The following is a 22,242-nucleotide window of genomic DNA, read 5'->3' on the forward strand; positions in this document are numbered from 1 at the left end:
TACACCGTAACCAAGACGCTCAACAATGATTAACTGGACAATTGTCTTTAATAAGGAACCTAACATTCGAAAAAGTGCCAAAACTGACTCTTCCATATGCACTCTCCTTTAATACTGAATTCTAGATTTTTTCGGAGCAAACTAACGCTTATTAGACGACAAATTGTCGTCTTTCATCCTTCAGAAATGCAGTCTATTTCATATCAATTAAACTGACAATCAATAAGTTATGGTAGGACAAACATACTCCCTAGGAATTGTGTAGAGTATGTAATTTGACAACATAAAAGAGCTTGTCTAGGTCAGAGTTGAAAAGTGACAGATTGTGTCCTGCCTAATCCAATCTATCTAAGTGATGGTAGGCTCAAGAATGTAGAAACATATTTCTGATAACCGTCAGGGTTCAACTCTTTGAACAGGTCATAATCATCTTGGTTCAGATCCAATAGAAGCATGGCTTCACTTCTATCTATCTCGAACACCTTAACTAGTTTATCAGCCTCTGCCATTCGAATAGCTGCTTCATCATCTAGATCTACTGTCATTCCTCTAGCTTGAAAGTTACTTCTCATAAGCTTGAGATCTCGATAAGCATAATCTTTGATAGCTTCAATCTTAACATCAGGAAGTGCTATTCCTTGGGTCTGCAATGTCTTGGAAAATGACTTTCTCATAGCAATCCTAGTTCCTGTAGTTGGGTCTTAAATTCCTTTCTGTAACGGTCATAAGTTGGTCGAGTGATCCCGTACTTCAATAGCAAGTCTTTCACAGGTGCAACATTAGCTTTCATATCAGTCAGGATAGCTTGAACAGTAGCTAGTCTTAGGTTTCTAGCTTTAGTTTGCTTTTCCATCTTCTTCAATTCTTTCTCTTCTCGGATCTGTGCATTTCTAGCAGCCGTAGCGTCTACAGATTCAGTTCTTTTAGTCGAGTAAGATAATGAGGTGTCTATAATTGCTCTACCGTCCTCGAACCATTCAGCTAGATATTCTGCTGATCTCATGTCAGGGACAATGAATTGATATTCTATGTCTTCTTTTGTTGGGTCGAATGAAAGTCTGATTCCACATCTGGCAATGCATTGGTGTACAGCTTCCTTGAATCGTTCCGTTAAGACAGCATTTCTCAATGTACCTTTAGGAAGTCCCATTTCATCATTGGCAATATTCAAGGTCTGGACTTGATCACCGGACGGATTAAGAGCAAACATGATAGCTACTTTTGTATGGTGTGAAAGGTTGTTCAATCCATGCAATTCACTAGATTTAATGTCTACTTTTCTTGGGTCTTTATCGTCTAGGTTCGACAGTGCTACTAGGTGTGGTAACAGGTGTTTGTCATCATCTTCATTCTTACAAAGTAGGAATCCATCTTTGAACTGATCCATGATGAAACGTTGTGCAAAGACTCGAATCAATTCTTCATCTGTTTGATAGGCTAGACCGTCACAAACTCGTTTATCTTTAAGTGCTAATGACCAATGACCATCTTTTAAGATCGGCTTAATTCTACATCTTTGCTTATATTTCACTTCTAACGACATTCCTCTAACAGTCGAAGATTCTTTGACTGTTACATCTGGTCTATGGTTTGCCAGTTGTCCAAACAATGATGATTTCCAGTTAGCAGCAAGCACAGCTAAGGTTTTATCCGATCCAACATTATCAATGATCGCATCCATTGCAGATCTGACGACAGCTTGAAACTTATGAACTGTTTTCTTTTCTGGGTCGTCCTTATTGGCATTACAGTAGTAGGTGATCTCTTTACCATCTCTAAGCAGCTTGAGAATGGTGATCATATCCTTGGTGAACGTCTTATCTCTAACGTGCTTGTCAGCTAGGCTATGGTTCTCAATCAGCATGAATAGCTTATGGCTCAATTCTTCGGATAAGTTTTCTTTCAACTTCACATATTGATAGCTGTCAGAAGTCCCTAGTTTATCTTTCGACACTTCACAGAACTGTAGAATGTTATCTACTGTCTCATCGTATTGAATGACCGAAACAGCCTCTACAGCTTGTTTAGGAATCTCATCTATAAATATGTCAGCATGTTTGAGGTAATCTTCCATATTGTAAGTGGTAGCTATATTGATCAGTGTTGAGTGAGTAGTGAATAACACACCATCAAACAGACCATGTTTAGCTTTCTGTAGTACCGTTCGGACTTCATCAACTAGCTTTCCGTCTGTACCGTCAAAGCTCTTACAATTCTTACTATGCAGACAGATCCCGTTTTCACCTTTGTACTTTTGAAAGTCTCGGAATGTCTGATCGGCTAACTCAATACCTTTAGCAGCCCAAACAGTGAAACGGGGTTGCTCTACTGATGTCTTAGCTAGAGATCTTAGGACAGTTTGAGTTTTACCTGATCCACATCTACCGATCAGAAAGTACATAATCTTTTCTGCTAATGTGAGTTGATGCTTTTCTAACTCGTCATAAGTTTTAAAGTCCATGGCTTGCTCTTAATGTTTAAAACAGGCGTTTAAATTAACACTGATATACTTTTACTAAAATATCTATCAGGTAGCTTATGAAATCAGTAGATCAATCACTGACTAGGGAAATTGTCTATAAGACTTATTAGACTCTTTTGAAGTTGGTGATATACCCCAAAAGTGTACGATCTCTTTTAAATTAAAGAGTTAGGAATAGTCTCACCTATCCTTATAGAGAGTTATGATTAATTGCCAAGGTGTCAGAGATAGATTCTAGTGTTTACGGTTAACGTTCATTCACTCCGTTCATTCTCTACCGACACTAGCAAATCTATCCCTTCCACTTGGCTTAGAGGTTTTAGAGTAGACGGACATTCGTCCGTCTACTCTCTATCCTGTTTACACACGTTAACTAAGCAGGTTCTCAAGTTTTAACCCTCGGCAAGTGACGAACGTCAGTGAGGAACGATAAGCCGGAAAGGGTTAATAACTTGAGGTTCTGTCTTAGTGAAGTGTGTCTGATAAAACTAATTTAAAGTTCTATCCACTTCTTAAACTTAGATGTGGTGATGAACTTCTTAAACACACGATCATGCTTAAGTAGCTTTTCTCGTTTATTGCTACCGGTAAGCAATCCGACTTTTACCAGTTCCCCATTCTTCACATAAAGATTGGTCTGGAATCCATTTACCAAAGTCAGACTAACCAACACATGACCACGTTTAATCTTATGAAGCTTGAACGATTCCAACACTTGTTTGAGATAATCCCGTAGTTCTATTGGGTCAGTCGGGAAACTCTCTAGAATACTAATCTCAGACCTTAAATTTTGAATCTTTAATGATTCAATTTCATTCTTAAGTGATTCGACTAGATTACGTTTACTTACCATTGCCAGTTTAACGTCTGGATCTGGGTCTTCATCAAACATAGCTTTGATTTTGTCGTACTTCACTTGCTCAGATAGCAGCTTACTTTCCAGCTCTACCAGTACTTTATTTGGTGCAGTCTCTTCAACAGATTCAAGTCGAGATAAGTTAAGATTTGAGAGTGCATCTACAACATAGCTAGATCGAATGGAAACAGGGTTCTGACACTTAACTAGACCTCTGCTACCTCTACAACGAATAACCGTCTGGTGACGCTCTGACACGGTTACTAGTACCTCACCACACGATCGACAATGAGACTTTTTATAACCAGTGAAGATAGAGACATTCCCCGACTTAGTTAATGGCTTTGCATTTCTACGGTTACGGGCATTCACCAACTGATAAAACTCAGATTCAGTTAGTACAGGTTCGAAGTAGTTTTCCAGTACATGAGTAGTCCCTTGAACAGTCACCGACAATTCACCAATTAGAGATCGTTGGTTCGACAATCGTCTGATTGATTGCTCAGAAATCTTAAAGTCAGGATGACTTTGAGCTACCCATTCATGAACTTCTGTGACGTTATTTCCTTGGGTCAGTCTCTTTGCAATGTCTCGGATAATAGCTACTTTGATAGGGTCGTTAGTTACTTCATGATCGACACTAGTCTGATTGCACCAGATAGGTTTCTTACCCGTTGGAATAACCAATGGCTTACCAGTTGCACCACGTTTACCAGTCATAAAATCATTAATACGTTCCATAATATTATTATGTTTACGTTTTGATTTAGTGGCTGATTCCTCATGAGATCGACCTGCTACTATCACTGCTTCCATTAGGGCAAATGTTTGGCTATCAGGATCTTTAGTTGCATCGTAGAGCTTCCCTGTCTGGGTGATATAGATTCTACATTTCATTAGCAATGATAGAAGTGTGTGAACTGCTACCATAGGCAACTCACGACTAACACGGTCAAGGTTAGAAATGACTAAGATACTATCCTCATGAATAGCTCCAGAATCGAGCAGATCGAATAGTTTCTTTAGGTTGGGTCTGTCAGTTGAGGAAACCTTAAAAGCCGACACACCAGCATCTACGAATGATTCTGAGTACTCAGTTAATCCATGGTTCTCAATGAGAGATTGAATTGCTTGTTCTTGTTCTAAAGCTTGCTGAGTTAAACCACCAGCTTTAGCTTGAATAGTTGTAGAGACACGACTGTATCTAATGAGGTACTTTTTCAATGTAATAGCCGTTACAAATCCAATAAGGACGTGGACTATACAAGGTTGAAGAGTAGAGATCTACAAACATACCTTTTTATCTTTCATGGTGACAAAAAATGGGTTGTTCAGTGTAGACAGAACGATTGCCATCGTGTCTTGTGCCTGCGCTGAAACAGAAACGGTTGATGAAAGAAGTGCAGCAGAAATAAGAGTTGCGAGTTTTTTCATTGTGTTAGTCCTTGTGTAGGGTGGCCCGGAGTCCTTTCCTCCGAACCTGTTATGAATTAGGTATTTATGAGTTACTTATTTTTGTTATCCACCAGTACCGCAAGTAGGATTACCACGGCTTTTGCGATCATTTGGTAGTAAGAAGAAACATCAAGTAGGTTCAGAGCGTTGTTCAAGAAACCGATGATCAGTGCACCAATCAATGTGCCCATGATGCGGCCTTTACCACCCATCAAACTGGTACCGCCTAGTACAACTGCAGCAATCGCATCGAGCTCGTAGCCCATACCAGCGGTCGGCTGCGCAGAAGAAAGACGAGACGTAACGATAATGCCGGCAAGCGCTGCAAGAAGACCACAGATTGCGTATACACCAATCTTCACTCGGTCAACGTTAATGCCAGATAGACGAGTCGCCGATTCGTTACCGCCTAGAGCGTAAACATAGCGTCCAAAACGAGTGTGGTTAAGCACATACCAAACAGAAGCAAATACAATCACCATCAGCCATACAGGGACAGGGATGCCCAGTGCGTAGCCTGTACCAAACCAAGCAAATGCGTCAGCCGTATCTGTAAAGCCAGTAGAGATTGGTCGACCGTCGGTGTAAACCATGGTGACACCACGTAGCAGCGTCATTGTTACTAGCGTAGCGATAAAGGCCTGAACTTTACCTTTGGCAATGATCACGCCGCTAATCGCCCCCAGCGCCGCACCAGCAAATAGAGCCGTTGGTACTGCGATAAGTACCGGCACTTCCATTGCGATCAAGCTCGCGGCAAATGCACCACAAAGAGCTAAGACGGAACCAACACTTAAGTCGATACCAGCGGTTAAGATAACCAGCGTCATACCTACCGCAATAATCGCGTTCACCGAAGTTTGGCGTAATATATTTAGAATATTGTCGACGGTGAAAAAGTTAGGGTTTAAAAACGACACCACGACGATTAAAAACAATAGTGCGATCAGAGACTTTTGCTCAATCAGCCATTCTTTGCTCAGCAGCTTTTTGCTGTGTGTAGCGGTTGGTTTGCTCATGGTATTGGTACTCATGCTGCTTCCTCATTAATCTTTTTGCCTACGGCACAGGCGAGTAATTTTTCTTGATCGGCGTCTTTGGCATCAAACTCGCCACTAATGCGACCTTCGTGCATCACCAAAATTCGGTCACTCATGCCTAACACTTCTGGCATCTCCGAAGAGACTAAGATGATGCTCATACCGTCGGCTTTAAATTTGTTGATCAGTTGGTAGATCTCTTTCTTCGCGCCAACATCGACACCGCGGGTTGGCTCGTCAAGGATCAATACTTTAGGTTTGGTCATTAGGCCTTTGGCAATGGCGACTTTTTGTTGGTTACCGCCTGATAGGTTGCCAATGATTTGGTCTCGAGTTGGGGTTTTGATGTTGAAGAGTTTGATGAAGTCTTCAACTGCCACTACTTCGTCACCATGTTGAATGCGGCCACCTTTGGTCAATTTATCTAGCGCACATAAAGACATGTTCTCTTTAACTGAAAGTCCCAGTACCAAGCCATCGCCTTTACGATCTTCTGAGATATACGCAATACCATTGATTAAGCCGTCTTGAGGGCTGACCGGATTGATGGTTTTGTTATCAAGATTGATAACACCACGCTCACTAGGTAACGCGCCGTAGATCACTTTCATCAGCTCAGTGCGACCGGCTCCCATTAAGCCCGAAATACCTAAGATCTCGCCACGCTTAAGGGTAAAGCTCACATCGTTGACACCAGAGCCAGTGAGACCAATGACTTCAAGGCAGGTCTCGCCATGAGTCACATCAATACGAGGGTATTGCTCATCAAGCTTACGGCCCACCATCATCTCAATCAGACCATCTTCATCGGTTTCTGAAACTTGGCATTGGCCGATAAACTTACCGTCACGTAGCACAGTAATATCGTCACAGATTTCAAAGATCTCTTTTAATCGGTGAGAGATATAAACGATGCCGCAGCCTTGTTCACGCAGCTCATTAATCACTTTAAACAGAGATTCCGTTTCAGTGTCCGTCAGCGCATCTGTCGGCTCATCCATAATGATGACTTTGGACTCAAATGATAGCGCTTTGGCAATCTCTACCATTTGTTGTTCGCCCAAACTCAAATCACCGAGCAAGGTTTTTGATCTGTGTTTGACGTTAAGACGCGCTAGTAATTTGTCAGCTTCGTCATACATCTTGCCCCACTGAATACCACCAAAGGCGCTAGTGAACTCGCGACCAAGGAAAATGTTCTCTGCGATGGTCAGTTCAGGGATTAAATTGAGCTCTTGGTGGATGATGCTAATCCCCGCCTGTTGCGAGTCTCGCGGACCTTTGAATGCCGCGGGTTCACCCTGATAGTGAATTGACCCAGCATCCATTGAGTAGATACCAGTTAGCACTTTCATTAAGGTCGATTTACCTGCGCCGTTTTCTCCCATTAGCGCCATTACGCGCCCTGGGTAAACATTCAGGCTCGCCTTATCGAGCGCTTTCACGCCCGGAAAAGCCTTTTCAATCGAACTCAGCTGTAAGATGGCTTGAGTCATAATTATTCCTTTCCGTTACGGGCGCTAAAAAACCACACCAGCTTGAAATATCACGTTCGCATAAGGCGTGCATTCACCCGTACGAACCACCGCACGGCTATTCACCGTACGACACTTAAACTCTTCATGGGAAACATAAGTCACTGAAATTGACTTTCCGGTCGCTTCGCTTTCCGCTTTGATCTGTTTAACTAGCGCGTCATGGTGCTTAGGGCTGACTGTGACAAACTCTTCAGCAATAACCACGCCCTCAACTTGGGACTCACTCATGATCACTTTAACTGTTTCGAGAAAAGAAGGGACACCATGAGTAAGCGCTAAATCAATACGCTGAACTTCATCGGGAATAGGCAAACCAGCATCACAAATAGTGATTTCATCGGTGTGGCCCAGCGTAGCCACTAAGTAGGAAAGCTCAGAATTTATTAGGGTACTTTTTTTCATTTCATCGACCTATCGAATACACGTTCAAACCAGCGTGAGTTTCGTCGTTTTTATCGCTCTTGTTATTGAGAGAAAACTCATCGAAACGTTTCGATAGAATATTAATCGCTCATTAAAGAATTACGAGAGTGCAATTTATAGAGTGTGAATTTGATCCTCTTTGGCGCCTGAGATCAGCTAAGCAAAGTGACCTGCCTCACCCATCGAAACGTTTCGATGGGCCATTTTTCGCTGTTTTAATCTTTTACTTACACACATTTTTTGCTTTTTAGGTATAGTTGCGCCGAACAGAATTAGGAATATAGAGATGAAGAAAATTACGTTAGCTTTATTTACATTATTAGCCCTAAGCGCATGTAAAGACGAAGTCGGCACGCAAGCATGGTGCGATAACATGGCAGAGACGCCAAAAAGTGAATGGAACGCTCAAGGCGCAGTGGATTACGCGAAACACTGCGTATTACAAGATGCTGTTGGTAGCGAAGCTTGGTGTAATGATCTTGAAGATACCCCTAAAGGTGACTGGAGCGCCAATGACGCTGCTAGCTATACCAAGCACTGTGTATTCTAAATAGAAAAGGTCTGATAGCGATATCAAACCTATTTAAATAGAGACTTTGAATACTGCCGCTACACGCGCTCTTCCAAGGCAATATTATTATTGGCCCACAGTAGTGCTTGAAGACGGTTCTTGGCATTAATTTTCTTGAAGATGTTGTGCAAGTGCGTTTTCACAGTATTTTCGCTGACAAACAACTCATCAGCAATTTGCACGTTAGATGCCCCATGACCAAGTAGACGCATAATTTCCTTCTCGCGTTTAGTCAGGTTGGCATAAGCTTGTGACGTGGTCACCGTATTAGCACAGCGGAAATGCTCGATATAGTCTTGAGCAACCTTACGTGATAACCACATTTCGTCATTCATGATCTTATCCATGCCTTTCAATAGCAATGAAACATCATCATCGATATAAAACACGCCGACTAAGTTGCGCCACTTAAAGAGCTGACTTGAAGGCGCTTCGGCTGGACAGTTAAACACAATCTCTTTGATCGTCGATTTGCTTTGAGTCTTAGCATTGTTGTAGTACTCGAACTTTTCATCGTCTAAATAATGGAAGTCAATCAAAACCAACTCATCGATTTTTCCACCATTGGAGTCAAAAGCCCTCAACGCATCAGAAGAAACAATATTAACCTGTATAGGAAGGCCTTTCTCTAATGAATCTTTAAGCAGCTTCGACTGCATACTGATATCAGAAATAAGGGTGATTTGGTAAACATCATTGTTCGTCATAGCGGAAACCTCAGCGCATCTCTATCGGTGACTTAAAACTATCGTTTAGACACAAATAGTCAACATGTCGATCTACTAAGGTTTATAGATAAACCATGAAACATTCATAATATTCATATAGTTGTACTGCAATTCTTATTTGTGAGAAAGATGTTAACTAGTCTCATTTCGGGCTAATGCGACTGGATGCTTGACTAAAAGTAGTAGTGATAAGATAGACAGAATCCATAGCTCAATCCCCCCTCCACTTGACTCACTGACTTCCGGTGGAGAGCTCTCCGTTTCAACTCTTGAGTTGGAATCATTATTGATCAACGTTCGTATGTCACCGGAGGTTACGACATAAGCCTTTGGTACTTCTTGGCCATTGATCACTCTGCCGATCCACGCTTGATAATCATGTATATCAGTAAAAACAGAGGTCACATCCACACTGGTATCACCACAAGTCGCTGGACCAAAACTGGTTATACCTATTTGAATGTATTGACTACCGTTATACCAATACACAGGGCCACCAGAGTCACCGTTACAGGTAGAGTTACGATATCCTCCCTGAATCGGTCCAGTAAAACATAAGTGGCTAGACGTTAAGGCACTGCCATAAATGGACTGACAAGATTGTGTGCTGATGTAGGTGAGGTCGGTCTGAAGTAGCTGTGTGCCACCCGCTACATTACCTTCGATATAGCCATGACCAACCGCCTTGTACTCATCACTATCAGAGAATGCGTTATTGATTGAGCTGTTTAGTATCGAGGTGTAATCAGACACTGCCAACGCCGTTTCTAATTCGATGATCGCGATATCATCTCGCCATAAAGCGCTTGCAGAATCAACGTAGCTATCAGGGTAATAAAAAGCTTTGGCCTTTGCTTGTTGTGAGGAAAGAAAATTGCTCTCATCTTCCAGTTGAGGAGCAACTACAGTATGTAGCATTAGATTGTCATCACCGTAGATACAGTGGGCCGCAGTCAAAACATACCGAGAATTGATCATAGTCGCGCCGCAATATGACGAAGTGCTGTAAAGACTATCAGAGCGATAAAAGAGACTGGCAAATGAGGGGTAATTTACGATGTTCGCATTGGAACCATTGACAATATATGGCTGAATTTCAACAGCATAATTGCAAGAGGAGTATATCAACAACCATAAAGACCAATACAGCTTAGGCATAACATCGAATCCCTGATGAACCGATCTTTAGTTTAGTTGATAACTCCTCATCTATAGCACTAAATATGTAACAAATGGCTAATTACGTTTGCGTCTCCAGCCAAGCAAACCTAGCGCTGATAAAACCAATACGCCCAATGAACCACCGCCACCACCGCCAGAGCTAGGATTAAGAGTAGCATTACGCTGGCTGTCAGATACCGTCACTTTAGGTGTTTCATTGCCATTTAAGACTGAGTTGATCCAGTCACTATGCTTTGTAAGTGCAACTTCTGTGAACACAGAGTTAGCAGCCACAGCTGGGTCTCCACATGTTTCAGGTCCAAAGCTTGTAATCCCTACCTGCTTGCCATTCCAATAAAGTGGGCCACCAGAATCACCTTGGCATGTACCATTGTCATAAGTGACTGTCGCGGCACCATCCATACACAGGTTTTCACTGGTATCTGTAGTGTAAATTGAATTACACGTCGTATTATCAACCCATTTTAGCTGGGTTCGCTGTAACTCTTCCGTTGAATCAACGTTACTTTGGGTATTGCCATGCCCTACCGCATAAAAGACTTCAGACGTCTGGCGGTATGTAGAGCGCTCACTATTGTCAGCAAGATCAACATAAGTATTTACAGCAGTGATCGGGCTGGCCAATTTCAAAATCGCGATATCATCATAAAGTGTCGAGTTATTGTAAGTACTCGGATAGTAATACTCACTAACCATAACACGCTGTAACACTGAATTAGGAAAGTCGCTCTCGTTTTGTAGTTGAGGCACTACAGAGGTAAACAACTGATAATTTGAATCACCGTAGATACAGTGAGCAGCGGTCAAAATGTAGTTTGCGGAAAGTAGAGTGCCACCACAATATGGTCCTTGGCCATACACCCCGTCATAATCAATGCGGTCATAAAAAAGGCTTACAAAGCTAGGGTGTGTCGACGCACTGATATCCGTTCCGTTAACGATATATGGGTTTACTTCTGCACTATGAGCACTAAATGCCAATAAAGAAGAAGCTAAAACAGAAATACTTCTCATAATTACTACCTTTTACAAAATCCGTTTTATTGTACGAGAAAACTCATACAAAAAAACCTCTCCTAAGAGAGGTTTTAGCACACAAAGCTATGCTTCGTCACATTTGATTAACCGCGGAAGTATCTCTGTGGCACAAATGGCATTTTCTCAACCGTCATTGCGAGCTTTTTACCACGTACATCGGCGAATACTTCAGTACCAATTGCCGCTAGATCTGCACGAACATAAGCCATTGAAACTGGCTTGCCTGCATTCGGGCCAGCAGTACCACTGGTTACAACACCAATTTTGTTATCGTCAGCATCGAACAGCTCAGCACCTTCACGCACTGGTGCTTTAGTTTGGCCTACTAGACCAACACGCTTACGAGAAACATCTTTGGTTTCAATCTGCTTAAGAATGATATCAGCACCAGGGAAGCCACCTTCGCGCTCACCGCCAGTACGACGAATCTTTTGAATACCCCAAAGAAGGCTCGCTTCTACTGGCGTTGTCGTCGTATCTAGATCGTGACCGTATAGACACAGACCACATTCTAGACGCAAAGAGTCACGTGCACCTAAACCAATCCACTCAACTTCTTCTTCCGCAGTTAACTTTTGCGCTAGTTCTTCAGCATGCGTGTTTGGTACTGAGATTTCATAACCGTCTTCACCCGTGTAACCACTGCGGCTAACAATACATTCAACGCCAAGAATATTAAGCTTCTTCACATCCATAAAGACCATGTCAGCGACTTGAGCATTAAAACGTTTAAGTACATCTACCGCTTTAGGGCCTTGCAGTGCAAGTAGAGCGCGATCATCAATGATTTCTAGCTCGACACCTGAAGGTAGGTGAGCTTCTAAATGATTGATGTCTTGCTCTTTACATGCTGCGTTAACCACCACAAACAAGTGATCATCAAGATTAGCCACCATCAAATCATCCATGATGCCGCCCTCTTCATTAGTGAAGAACGCATAACGCTGGTTGCCTTTTGGTAGATCAATAATGTCTACAGGAACTAATGATTCAAGAAACGCAGCCGCACCTTCACCGTGTAGACGAAGTTGGCCCATGTGAGATACATCGAAAAGACCTGCTGCATCACGCGTATGCAAGTGCTCTTTCTTCACGCCGAGTTTGTATTGAACAGGCATATCATAGCCTGCAAATGGAACCATCTTTGCGCCTGCCTCTACATGAAGAGCATGTAAAGGTGTTTTCAGTAATTCTTGAGTCATCATTGTCTCCGTTTAATCAGGTTCGTTTTCCATACAGGAAACCTTATTTCCAATAATAAACACGAGTGGAGAGATTTTGCACTATTAACAAGGAGGGAACAGTTCAAAATGTGACATTTAACATCATATTCACATCGGACAGATAAAATAAAAGCGCCATCTTGAACAGTTAATCGTCAAGATGGCGCTATTGTACTCTTCTAAAAACCAAAAGCAAACGTTTGCCTTTACTATAAGAAATTTACATCATTATTACTTTATTTGGCCGTAACCCAAAGAATATGAGCGTCTTGTTCACTGGTTGAGATAAGCATATGGCCCATATTGGCATCATAGTAAACGCTATCGCCTTCACTCAATTCAACCGGTTCATAGAACTCAGAATAGAACATGACCGAGCCAGAAAGTATCAATAAGAACTCCTCACCGTCATGGCGCACCCAATCTCCATACTCTTCAAAGTTGCGCGCATGAACTTGACTCTTGAACGGCATCATTTTCTTATTGGAAAGCTGAGTCGCTAAAAGCTCATGTTCATAAGTTGGCGTTGGGTGCGGTTTACCTTGATTGGCTTTAGTGATATCACGACGCCCTGTCGCTACCTTTTTTCTAGGCGGTTCAAACAGTTGCGGCATATCTATTTGAAGACCCATCGCCAATTTTTGCATTGCTTGGAAGGTTGGAGAGATCTGTTCGTTCTCTATTTTACTCAGGGTTGAACGCGCTAAGCCGGTACGCTGACTCGCTTCCTCAAGTGTGATCCCCAGCTTGCCACGAATGGTTTTAATCCGCTCGCCTAGCTTAAGTGGCTCAATATTTTCATCGACTGACTCTTTAGATAATGTCAGTGATGGATACTCATCATAGATATCTTCGGGCATGCTTCCCTCTTAATGCGTTTACTACTTCCTGTGTCATTTTCATTGTGCCCGAAGCATTTAATAGAGGAAAGGTGCGAACAAGAAATAAACCGTGCTCTTGTTAACAAAAATAGAAACCTTGTTTCCAATAGGAAATTTTTGGTTGATTGTTCCTTCGACAACCGCTATGTTACCAGCTTGTTAGTTGTAGAGATGTTATTTCCGAATTCAACGATTGATAGATTTAACAATTGAATTCGTTTTTCCCCACTGTTTAGGGGTTGGAAATTCGCCCTGTTCTTACTAAGAGAAGAGCAGTAATAAATTAGAACTGATGAGAACAATTACCCTACTAAAAATCTCGTCGGCACGAATGGAAGGTCATCTACCATGAACAAACCGTTTCAAAACCACAGCCTAGAGAACTTTTTCTCTACTAACCTTGCTGCTACAGACGACGCCGTATTTGCTGGAATCCAAGCGGAAAATACACGTCAAAATGAACAAATTGAGCTTATCGCTTCTGAGAACATCGTTTCTAAAGCGGTAATGCAGGCACAAGGCACATGCCTAACCAACAAGTATGCAGAAGGCTATCCAGGTCGCCGTTACTACGGTGGTTGTGAGCATGTCGACACGGTAGAGGCGATTGCTATCGAGCGCGCGAAACAATTGTTTAAGTGCGAATACGCAAACGTTCAACCTCATTCTGGCGCTCAGGCTAACGGTGCAGTTAAGCTGGCACTTCTTCAGCCTGGTGACACGATTCTTGGTATGTCTCTTGACGCAGGTGGTCACCTAACACACGGTGCTCGCCCAGCTCTTTCTGGTAAATGGTTCAACGCAGTTCAATATGGCGTTGATCGTGAAACACTCGAAATCAACTACGACGACGTTCGTGAGCTTGCGTTAGAACATAAGCCTAAAATGATCATCGCTGGCGGTAGTGCTATTCCACGTACTATCGACTTCGCGAAATTCCGTGCAATCGCTGATGAAGTAGACGCAATCCTAATGGTCGACATGGCGCACATTGCTGGCCTTATCGCAACGGGCGCGCACCCTAGCCCGCTTCCACATGCACATGTTGTAACAACAACAACGCACAAAACACTGCGTGGCCCACGTGGCGGTATGATCCTGACCAACCACGAAGACATCATCAAAAAGATTAACTCAGCGGTATTCCCTGGTCTACAAGGTGGTCCACTGATGCACGTCATCGCTGCGAAAGCGGTAGCATTTGGTGAAGCTTTAGGCCCAGAATTTTCAACTTATATCGATTCAGTGATCGATAACGCAAAAGTTCTAGCAGAAGTATTGCAAACTCGCGGTTGTGACATTGTGACTGGTGGTACAGATACGCACCTAATGCTGGTTGACCTTCGTCCTAAGGGCTTGAAAGGTAACAAAGCTGAAGAAGCTCTAGAACGTGCCGGCATCACATGTAACAAAAACGGCATCCCATTCGATTCAGAGAAGCCTATGATTACATCGGGCATCCGTTTGGGAACCCCTGCGGGGACAAGCCGCGGCTTTGGCGCAGAAGAATTCAAACTCATCGGTAATTGGATCGGCGATGTACTAGACGGGTTGGTTGAAAACCCAGAAGGTAACGCTGAAGTGGAACAACGTGTACGCAAAGAAGTGAAAGCACTTTGTGGCCGTTTCCCTCTTTACCAATAAACAATTTTTATCAAATTCATATTTGGAGATTAAGCAATGGACAAGACACTGAAGTTTGCAGAGAGCCACGAATGGGTACGTGACAACGGTGACGGTACAGTAACTATCGGTATTTCTGACCACGCACAAGGTTTGCTAGGTGACGTAGTATTCGTAGACCTACCAGAAGTAGAAGCTGAAATCGAAGCAGGTGAATCTTTCTCTCTTGTTGAGTCTGTAAAAGCAGCGTCTGATATCTACGCGCCTATCACTGGTGAAATCGTTGAAATCAACGAAGACCTAGAAGACAGCCCAGAGCTTATCAACGAAGAACCGTACGAAGGCGGTTGGATCGTGAAAGTGAAAATGTCTGACGCGTCAGAGCTAGAAAATCTGAAAGATGCAGAAGAGTACGAAAACTCAGTCGAAGACGAGTAATTAGGACACATTAAGAAGCTGCCTCCGCCTCGGATGGCAGCTTTTTTTCTAAGTTCGGGCATATAATTAAATGTATCAGTAATGGTACCCATTACCCGAACTCCGGAGTAGGTAAAGGACAATGACTGAATTACTTCAAAGCCTCAGCACACAAAATGAGTTCGTTGCACGCCACAACGGCCCAAATAAATCTGACCAACAGAAAATGTTGGACGCGATCAACGTTGCAAACCTTGACGCATTGATCGACGAAACCGTTCCTGCGCAAATTCGCCTAGAACAGCCAATGACACTTGCGGAAGCGAAAAGCGAAGCAGATATGTTGGTTGCAATGCGCGAATTCGCCGACCAAAACCAAGTAAAACGCACGTTCATCGGCCAAGGTTACTACAATACCTTCACGCCAAACGTCATCCTACGTAACGTGCTTGAAAATCCAGGTTGGTACACAGCGTACACACCTTACCAACCAGAAATCTCTCAAGGCCGCCTAGAAGCACTGCTTAACTATCAACAGATGGTGATGGACCTAACGGCAATGGATATTGCTAACGCGTCACTACTGGATGAAGCAACCGCTGCTGGCGAAGCAATGACACTTTGTAAGCGTGCAGGTAAGAGTAAGAGCAAGGTCTTCTTTGTGGCTGACGATGTTCATCCACAAACACTAGAAGTGGTTAAGACTCGTGCAAAATACATCGGCTTTGATGTACAAGTTGGTTCTTTAGAGTCTCTACCTGAACAAGACGTATTCGGCGCGCTAGTTCAGTACCCAGGTACGACCGGTGAAGTACGTGACCTAACTGACGTCATCGCTAAGGCGCAAGCAAACAAGACACTAGTAACAGTTGCTACAGACCTACTCGCATCGGCTCTACTTAAGCCAGCAGGTGAAATGGGCGCAGACGTTGTAATCGGTTCTGCCCAACGCTTTGGTGTACCTATGGGCTACGGTGGTCCACACGCCGCATTCATGGCGACGCGTGACAAGCACAAGCGCACTATGCCAGGCCGCGTTATCGGTGTATCTATCGATACCAAGGGTAACCAAGCACTGCGTATGGCAATGCAAACTCGTGAGCAACACATCCGCCGCGAGAAAGCGACCTCAAACATCTGTACGGCTCAAGCTCTACTAGCAAACATGGCGTCTTTCTACGCGGTTTACCACGGCGCAGAAGGTCTACGCACGATTGCTCGCCGCACTCACCACATGACAGCTATCCTTGCCGCTGGTCTGACTAAGTCAGGTTTTGAGCTAGCACACAATAGCTTCTTCGACACCATCACAATCAATACTGCTGGTAACACTGAAGAGCTATACGCAAAAGCGCAAGCGGCTGACCTCAACCTACGTAAGCTAGATGGCAAACTAGGTATCAGCTGTGATGAAACAACAACAACAGCAGATATCGAAGCACTATTCGCGGTATTTGGCGTTAAAGATGAAGTAAACGCACTATCATCTGAAATCGCTGGTAACGAGTTTGCGGCAATTCCAGAAGCACTACGTCGTACTTCTGAGTACCTGACTCACCCAGTATTCAACACGCACCACAGCGAAACTCAGATGATGCGTTACCTAAAGCAGCTTGAGAATAAAGACTTCTCACTAACTCACGGTATGATCCCACTGGGCAGCTGTACGATGAAGCTAAACGCTGCTGCTGAAATGATCCCGGTGACATGGCCTGAGTTTGGTTCAATTCACCCGTTCGCACCAATGGAGCAAGCTGCTGGTTACTCTGCACTAGCGAAAGATCTAAAAGAGAAGCTATGTGAAATCACAGGCTACGACGCATTTTCACTACAGCCAAACTCTGGCGCATCGGGTGAGTACGCAGGTCTAATCGCAATTCAACGCTACCACGATAGCCGTGGCGAAGGACACCGTAACGTATGTTTGATCCCAAGCTCAGCGCACGGTACTAACCCTGCAACAGCGTCAATGGTGTCAATGAAAGTAGTTGTGGTGAAGTGTGATGACGATGGCAACATCGACATGACTGACCTAGCAGCGAAAATTGAAAAGCACGCTGAAAACCTATCAAGCATCATGATCACTTACCCTTCGACGCACGGCGTATATGAAGAGCAAGTGAAAGAAGTGTGTGAGATGGTACACGCAGCAGGCGGTCAGGTTTACCTAGACGGCGCGAACATGAACGCGCAGGTTGGTCTAACGTCACCAGGCTTTATTGGCTCTGACGTTTCTCACCTAAACCTACACAAAACGTTCTGTATTCCACACGGTGGTGGCGGTCCGGGTATGGGTCCTATCGGTGTTAAATCGCACCTAGCACCTTTCCTACCAGGTCACATTGAAAACGGTGTAGAAGGCGACGATTACGCTATCTCAGCAGCAGACCTAGGTAGTGCCTCTATCCTGCCAATCTCGTGGGCTTACATCGCGATGATGGGCGAAGCTGGCCTAACAGACGCAACGAAAGTCGCAATCCTAAACGCGAACTACGTGATGGAGCGTCTACGCCCGCACTACCCTGTTCTTTACCGTGGTACTAACGGCCGCGTCGCGCACGAATGTATTATCGATATTCGTCCACTGAAAGAAGAGACAGGCATCAGCGAAGAAGATATCGCGAAGCGTCTAATGGACTACGGTTTTCACGCACCAACCATGTCGTTCCCAGTTGCGGGTACTCTAATGGTTGAACCAACGGAATCTGAAGATCTAGAAGAGCTAGACCGCTTCTGTGATGCGATGATCGCAATCCGTGAAGAGATGGCTAAAGTGAAGAACGGTGAATGGCCACTAGAGAACAACCCTCTAGTCAACGCACCGCACACTCAAGTTGATCTTTCTGCGGCAGAGTGGGATCGTCCTTACTCACGTGAGCTAGGTTGCTTCCCATCACCAGCAACGAAGTCTTGGAAATACTGGCCAACAGTAAACCGCGTAGACAACGTTTACGGTGACCGTAACCTAATCTGTTCATGCCCAAGCATCGACAACTACGAAAATTAATCTTTGTAGTTGTCACATCACAATAAAGTTTGTGACTAGATTAATTAAGTCTGTGACCGCAATTAAGTTTGTGACGTAAACCATATAGAAAAGCGAACCGAATGGTTCGCTTTTTTCGTCGTTGTATCGGTCTCTTTGGCCACCGCGTTCAATTATGGACTAAAAGTACAAAAGGCTTGTACATCCGTTAGCTTGTCTCATGAGTCTTAGCTAAGTTTACCCTTAAACTTCTTGCCTTAGTAGAACCACATCATGAGATTAACTTTGACAAGATTTAATGGAAATATCTAAGATCACTTTTACTTTTCGAATAGTTTGCAGTACTGCCTTTTAATCTTGCTATTTATAAAACATTAGAAATTGGCTCTACTGGTACCACGACGCCAAATTTTTCTAGTTGAAGAAACTTTGAACCAAAAATATCCGAAGGAATTTTTCGTTGGAGCAAACCAAAGAAGTTTTCATCATGCGTCGATATGATTAACTGTTTACCGAACTGTAAGCATATGCTTCGTAACAGATCTATCGTCGAAAGGACGTTGATAGAGTCCATCGATTGAATTGGATCATCAATCAGAATAACGTCGACAGAATCTCCTTTGTCATCTTTTGCGTGAAGAGCATTTGCTAGGAATACACTCAAGCTAAGAATATTGGTTTGAGCTGCGCTGAAATATAGAATTGGAGATATCATTCCACCTCTCCCATCGCTTACCAAAATATTTAAACTTGGCTTTTCCGTATCGAAGTTCACTTTGAACTCTACTTTTTTAAATGTAGGATGTGGGTCTATTTTCTTGTAAATTGAGTTGATCAGATCTTCAAAGAAGAAGTTATTAATGAGCACTTCTAGCTTTTCTACTACGACCGCCATTTCTGCAACTAAAATCTCGTCGACCTGATTTCGCTGTTCTACCTGCCGCTCCAAGACCTCTAGTTCTTCCTGAGTCGATATGTGTTTTATATAAGGCTTAAATGAAGTCATAAGTTGCATAAGCAATTTAACACCATTTAGCAACTTTTCTAACTCATGAGCACGAATCTGACATTCATTAACCTTGGTCATTATAAGCTTTTTTGCTTGCTCTAATGTGTCATCAGAGTCGATACTAATGACACTGGATAAATTCGTATAAAACGCATTAATTACCGATCGAGTACCCGTGAGTGCTACCTCTATAGTTTCTTTTTCTTTCTTCATCTGTGCAAGATCAACCCACGTGCCATCAACTAGCATCTTCTGTTGTAATTCACGACATTGACTAGCTAGGGATTCACATGAAGTTTTATATCCTTGTACGTCGGCTTCAAGCTCATTCTTTCTCTTTTTACAGTGCTTAGTTATCTCTTGAGTAGAAATGGCATTTTCATTTAGATATGCCAATACTGCTAAATAAGCATGAGCACTGTTTTTTGTCTTCATTTCTAACTCTAAAACATCAAATTCAACTCGTTTCGTTTTCAGCGACTCATTAGCTGATTGAATTTGCATAACTAATTTATCTATTTGTCGAGTTAAATTAGGTCGTTTCATGGATAGTTGGTTTAGCTCTCCCTCCACTCTCGTTACAAGCTCTTGATTAGAAAGCCCCCAAACTAACTTCTCTATTTCATAGTTTCTATTCTTTAGCTGCTCTTGTTCCAAGGCAAAAGAACTCTCCTCTCGCTCAGCTATGGCAAGTTTCACCCCAATTTCGTGTAACTTATTGCGACGTTCGGTGAGTTGCAGAGTCTGAGATTCCACAGCTTGCTCAGTAATCCTCTGAATTTCATCTCTAAGTTCATTCTGTCTTGTTGAAGCAAGTGAGATTTGTTTAGAGTTCTCTTGACTCAGTTCAGACAGTAGATTTTGGCCCTTAACTTTAGCTATTAGTTCTTCTGGAGATGAGTGAGGCTCTGTGCACAAAGGACAAATATGAGAAGACTTAATACTCAGATAATCTAAGCCGATAGAAACAAGTCTTTCATGTGCTTCCATCTGTTCTGTTATGGCTCTTTGCGTAGCTTGTAAAGTATTGTTATGGACTTCGATCAGATCAAGCTCTGCTTGACAACTTGTGAGCTTATCTATGTTTTGTCGCTCGAAAACCAACCCTCCCACCTTTCCCGCTAACAATAAGCTAGATGTAATCCTTAAAGCCGATATTTCGCTCAATTCACGACCCAGTTTTTCTTGCTGGGCTTTGCCTAATTGGATTTCAACTTTTTTGGCGGTGATTTGCTGATTTAAAACGTCGAGTCGCTTTCGATTATTCGATAACTCAGTATAAACTGGGCCAGAGTTATCCAGAGAACTTCGTAGTAGGGAAGCTCTATCTTCATCTATCTTCAACTCGTTGTTTAGATCTGTTAGATTTTTCTGTAAGCCAGTTATTTCAGCATTTAACCTAGTGGATTCTTCGGTCAAAACGCTTTTAGATTTAGTTATCTCTTTAATACGTAATTCTGTTTGTAAAAAGGAATCCGTACTTTCAGCTATTTCAATCAAACGATTTAAGCGTGCACTCGCCTGTTTCTGATCCTCTACACATTTTTCGTACGAGTCTAATAAACCTTTATATTTTTCAGCGTCAGCAACACCTTTCAAAAGCCGATCAAGCTTAGTTTTTTGCTCTATCTCATAGCCAGTATGACGCTCTATTTCGGGTATTTTATTTAACAATTCTGACAATACTTCAAGCATCTTGCTATTGGCATCGACTGATGTATTCAGTTCAAACTGTCGCGACACAAGGTCAGAATCAAGTTTACGAACTGTCTGAGATGAAAGGTTTTCATCAGGCAGGACAATACTCTCACCCAAGAGGTTAAGTTCAGTAGCAACTGAATTGAATTGCTCAAAAATAGAAAGATCTATCGGCTGCTTTAATTCTTCGAGCAAAGCGTTTCGCTTCTTATTAAGAGAGCTTAACTCAGATTGATTGTCGTTTATAAGTACAGACAACTCCATACGAGCAGTCTCAGTATCTCCCCCGAAGCTTTTCATAAATTTGGAATAGCGCTCTTGTGGCTTTGCTTCCCGAAGAAACCTATCAATTTCATCTTGACTAAGAATGACACGCCGAAAGAAATCATTTTCTCGTTTTTCGTCATTTCCTATACGCAGATCCATCTGATTCTTACGAATCTTTGGAAGCTTACGCTCAAAGACGTTCTGACCACTTGTAGTTACTACTACTTTGGTATCTACACTTTCATCTGCATACTTGTTTCGTAGAATTTTTAGCCCTTCATTTGGGCTTTTGGTCGACTTAGCTGCGCTTAGATTATTTGATTTATTGTATTCACCACTAAGCCTTTCTAAGTGATTGGTAACAGACCATTCTACTGCATCGTAAAAAGAGCTTTTTCCAAAACCATTTGGAGCAAAAATTGCTACAAATGATGATGGTTCTCCTTCATCATTTGTAAAATCAAAAGTTCCATCTGATTTTGACTCATAGGCTCGAAACGCCTCAATCTCAACTTTTTTAATTTTCATTACTGCTCAAGCTTTCAATTATTTTATCTATCATCAATGCTCGTTTCTCTCTAGACTCTCTTTTAGAGTCTAAAGGAGCGCCTCGATAGTACTTTTCTAAATGCAGCAAATGTTCTTCTAACTGACATGAACGACTTTCGAGTGTTAGGTTGTAGTGGCATAGTTAATTTGGCCACCTGATTAGAGGTGTTAAGATGCACCTCATCTACATTAGGTGACACCATGACAAAACGTACAAGAAGAACCTTTAACCCTGAATTTAAACTCGAAGCAGCCCAACTTGTAGTTGAACAGGGG

16 protein-coding genes and 1 pseudogene are annotated in these 22,242 nt (G+C 42.8%); 4 read left to right on the forward strand and 13 right to left on the reverse strand.

Features of this window, described 5'->3' with window-relative positions; all coding sequences use genetic code 11:
* Positions 1–344: 344 nt before the first annotated feature.
* From ELS82_RS20710 to rbsD, 7 genes and pseudogenes are all read right to left on the reverse strand, one after another.
* The gene (locus tag ELS82_RS20710) at positions 345–674 is read right to left on the reverse strand and encodes a hypothetical protein (RefSeq protein WP_134837157.1); all 330 of its coding nucleotides are present in this window, start codon (positions 672–674) and stop codon (positions 345–347) included.
* Entirely contained in the window at positions 671–2,461 is a 1,791-nt protein-coding gene (locus tag ELS82_RS20715) for a hypothetical protein (RefSeq protein WP_134837158.1), read from the reverse strand. Before ELS82_RS20715 ends, ELS82_RS20710 begins: the two co-directional genes overlap by 4 nt.
* 514 nt (positions 2,462–2,975) lie before the next feature.
* A complete protein-coding gene (locus ELS82_RS20720) occupies positions 2,976–4,562 on the reverse strand; it encodes a recombinase family protein (protein ID WP_167489423.1) in 1,587 nt (528 codons plus the stop codon).
* Positions 4,563–4,640: 78 nt separating this feature from the next.
* A pseudogene (locus ELS82_RS20725) lies at positions 4,641–4,772 on the reverse strand (D-ribose ABC transporter substrate-binding protein); the annotation flags it as partial.
* Between the two features lie 71 nt (positions 4,773–4,843).
* Positions 4,844–5,827, reverse strand: a complete 984-nt coding sequence (gene rbsC, locus ELS82_RS20730; RefSeq protein WP_134837160.1) for a ribose ABC transporter permease — start codon at positions 5,825–5,827, stop codon at positions 4,844–4,846.
* Positions 5,824–7,329 (reverse strand): ribose ABC transporter ATP-binding protein RbsA, encoded by a 1,506-nt coding sequence (gene rbsA, locus ELS82_RS20735; RefSeq protein ID WP_134837161.1) that lies wholly within the window; start codon positions 7,327–7,329, stop codon positions 5,824–5,826. Before rbsA ends, rbsC begins: the two co-directional genes overlap by 4 nt.
* A 24-nt stretch (positions 7,330–7,353) precedes the next feature.
* Positions 7,354–7,773 carry a D-ribose pyranase gene (gene rbsD / locus ELS82_RS20740; RefSeq protein WP_134837162.1) on the reverse strand — a complete coding sequence of 140 codons (420 nt, stop codon included), beginning with the start codon at positions 7,771–7,773 and terminating at the stop codon, positions 7,354–7,356.
* Positions 7,774–8,080: 307 nt separating this feature from the next.
* Between rbsD and ELS82_RS20745 the strand changes: the two genes are divergently transcribed.
* The gene (locus ELS82_RS20745; protein ID WP_134837163.1) at positions 8,081–8,344 is read left to right on the forward strand and encodes a DUF3012 domain-containing protein; all 264 of its coding nucleotides are present in this window, start codon (positions 8,081–8,083) and stop codon (positions 8,342–8,344) included.
* A gap of 59 nt (positions 8,345–8,403) precedes the next feature.
* Here ELS82_RS20745 and ELS82_RS20750 read toward each other — a convergent pair whose 3' ends face one another.
* The 5 genes from ELS82_RS20750 to ELS82_RS20770 all read right to left on the reverse strand — a co-directional run bounded on the left by ELS82_RS20750 (position 8,404) and on the right by ELS82_RS20770 (position 13,396).
* Entirely contained in the window at positions 8,404–9,072 is a 669-nt protein-coding gene (locus tag ELS82_RS20750) for a LuxR C-terminal-related transcriptional regulator (RefSeq protein WP_134837164.1), read from the reverse strand.
* A 153-nt stretch (positions 9,073–9,225) separates the two neighbouring features.
* Positions 9,226–10,251 (reverse strand): S1 family peptidase, encoded by a 1,026-nt coding sequence (locus ELS82_RS20755; protein ID WP_134837165.1) that lies wholly within the window; start codon positions 10,249–10,251, stop codon positions 9,226–9,228.
* Positions 10,252–10,329: 78 nt separating this feature from the next.
* Positions 10,330–11,289, reverse strand: a complete 960-nt coding sequence (locus ELS82_RS20760; protein WP_134837166.1) for a S1 family peptidase — start codon at positions 11,287–11,289, stop codon at positions 10,330–10,332.
* A 107-nt stretch (positions 11,290–11,396) separates the two neighbouring features.
* Positions 11,397–12,515, reverse strand: a complete 1,119-nt coding sequence (gene gcvT, locus ELS82_RS20765) for a glycine cleavage system aminomethyltransferase GcvT (protein WP_134837172.1) — start codon at positions 12,513–12,515, stop codon at positions 11,397–11,399.
* Positions 12,516–12,772: 257 nt separating this feature from the next.
* Entirely contained in the window at positions 12,773–13,396 is a 624-nt protein-coding gene (locus ELS82_RS20770; RefSeq protein WP_004411311.1) for a helix-turn-helix domain-containing protein, read from the reverse strand.
* Positions 13,397–13,765: 369 nt separating this feature from the next.
* On the opposite strand from ELS82_RS20770, the gene ELS82_RS20775 reads away from it, so the two are divergent.
* From ELS82_RS20775 to gcvP, 3 genes are all read left to right on the forward strand, one after another.
* On the forward strand, positions 13,766–15,061 hold the full coding sequence (locus ELS82_RS20775; protein ID WP_134837167.1) for a serine hydroxymethyltransferase: 1,296 nt from the start codon (positions 13,766–13,768) through the stop codon (positions 15,059–15,061).
* A 36-nt stretch (positions 15,062–15,097) separates the two neighbouring features.
* Entirely contained in the window at positions 15,098–15,478 is a 381-nt protein-coding gene (gene gcvH, locus ELS82_RS20780) for a glycine cleavage system protein GcvH (RefSeq protein WP_134837168.1), read from the forward strand.
* 121 nt (positions 15,479–15,599) lie between these two features.
* A complete protein-coding gene (gene gcvP, locus ELS82_RS20785; RefSeq protein ID WP_134837169.1) occupies positions 15,600–18,464 on the forward strand; it encodes an aminomethyl-transferring glycine dehydrogenase in 2,865 nt (954 codons plus the stop codon).
* Positions 18,465–18,807: 343 nt separating this feature from the next.
* On the opposite strand, the gene ELS82_RS20790 is transcribed toward gcvP, so the two are convergent.
* Positions 18,808–21,945, reverse strand: a complete 3,138-nt coding sequence (locus ELS82_RS20790; RefSeq protein WP_134837170.1) for an AAA family ATPase — start codon at positions 21,943–21,945, stop codon at positions 18,808–18,810.
* Positions 21,946–22,242: the final 297 nt, after the last annotated feature.

The organism is Vibrio ouci, assembly GCF_004551525.1.
GTDB classification, from domain to species: domain Bacteria; phylum Pseudomonadota; class Gammaproteobacteria; order Enterobacterales; family Vibrionaceae; genus Vibrio; species Vibrio ouci.

Excerpts from the sequence above, each read along its gene's own strand:
- ELS82_RS20710 (WP_134837157.1), bottom strand. The coding sequence starts at position 674 with ATGAGAAAGTCATTTTCCAAGACATTGCAGACCCAAGGAATAGCACTT.
- ELS82_RS20715 (WP_134837158.1), bottom strand. The coding sequence starts at position 2,461 with ATGGACTTTAAAACTTATGACGAGTTAGAAAAGCATCAACTCACATTA.
- rbsC (WP_134837160.1), bottom strand. The coding sequence starts at position 5,827 with ATGAGTACCAATACCATGAGCAAACCAACCGCTACACACAGCAAAAAG.
- rbsA (WP_134837161.1), bottom strand. The coding sequence starts at position 7,329 with ATGACTCAAGCCATCTTACAGCTGAGTTCGATTGAAAAGGCTTTTCCG.
- rbsD (WP_134837162.1), bottom strand. The coding sequence starts at position 7,773 with ATGAAAAAAAGTACCCTAATAAATTCTGAGCTTTCCTACTTAGTGGCT.
- ELS82_RS20745 (WP_134837163.1), top strand. The coding sequence starts at position 8,081 with ATGAAGAAAATTACGTTAGCTTTATTTACATTATTAGCCCTAAGCGCA.
- ELS82_RS20750 (WP_134837164.1), bottom strand. The coding sequence starts at position 9,072 with ATGACGAACAATGATGTTTACCAAATCACCCTTATTTCTGATATCAGT.
- ELS82_RS20755 (WP_134837165.1), bottom strand. The coding sequence starts at position 10,251 with ATGCCTAAGCTGTATTGGTCTTTATGGTTGTTGATATACTCCTCTTGC.
- ELS82_RS20760 (WP_134837166.1), bottom strand. The coding sequence starts at position 11,289 with ATGAGAAGTATTTCTGTTTTAGCTTCTTCTTTATTGGCATTTAGTGCT.
- gcvT (WP_134837172.1), bottom strand. The coding sequence starts at position 12,515 with ATGACTCAAGAATTACTGAAAACACCTTTACATGCTCTTCATGTAGAG.
- ELS82_RS20770 (WP_004411311.1), bottom strand. The coding sequence starts at position 13,396 with ATGCCCGAAGATATCTATGATGAGTATCCATCACTGACATTATCTAAA.
- ELS82_RS20775 (WP_134837167.1), top strand. The coding sequence starts at position 13,766 with ATGAACAAACCGTTTCAAAACCACAGCCTAGAGAACTTTTTCTCTACT.
- gcvH (WP_134837168.1), top strand. The coding sequence starts at position 15,098 with ATGGACAAGACACTGAAGTTTGCAGAGAGCCACGAATGGGTACGTGAC.
- gcvP (WP_134837169.1), top strand. The coding sequence starts at position 15,600 with ATGACTGAATTACTTCAAAGCCTCAGCACACAAAATGAGTTCGTTGCA.
- ELS82_RS20790 (WP_134837170.1), bottom strand. The coding sequence starts at position 21,945 with ATGAAAATTAAAAAAGTTGAGATTGAGGCGTTTCGAGCCTATGAGTCA.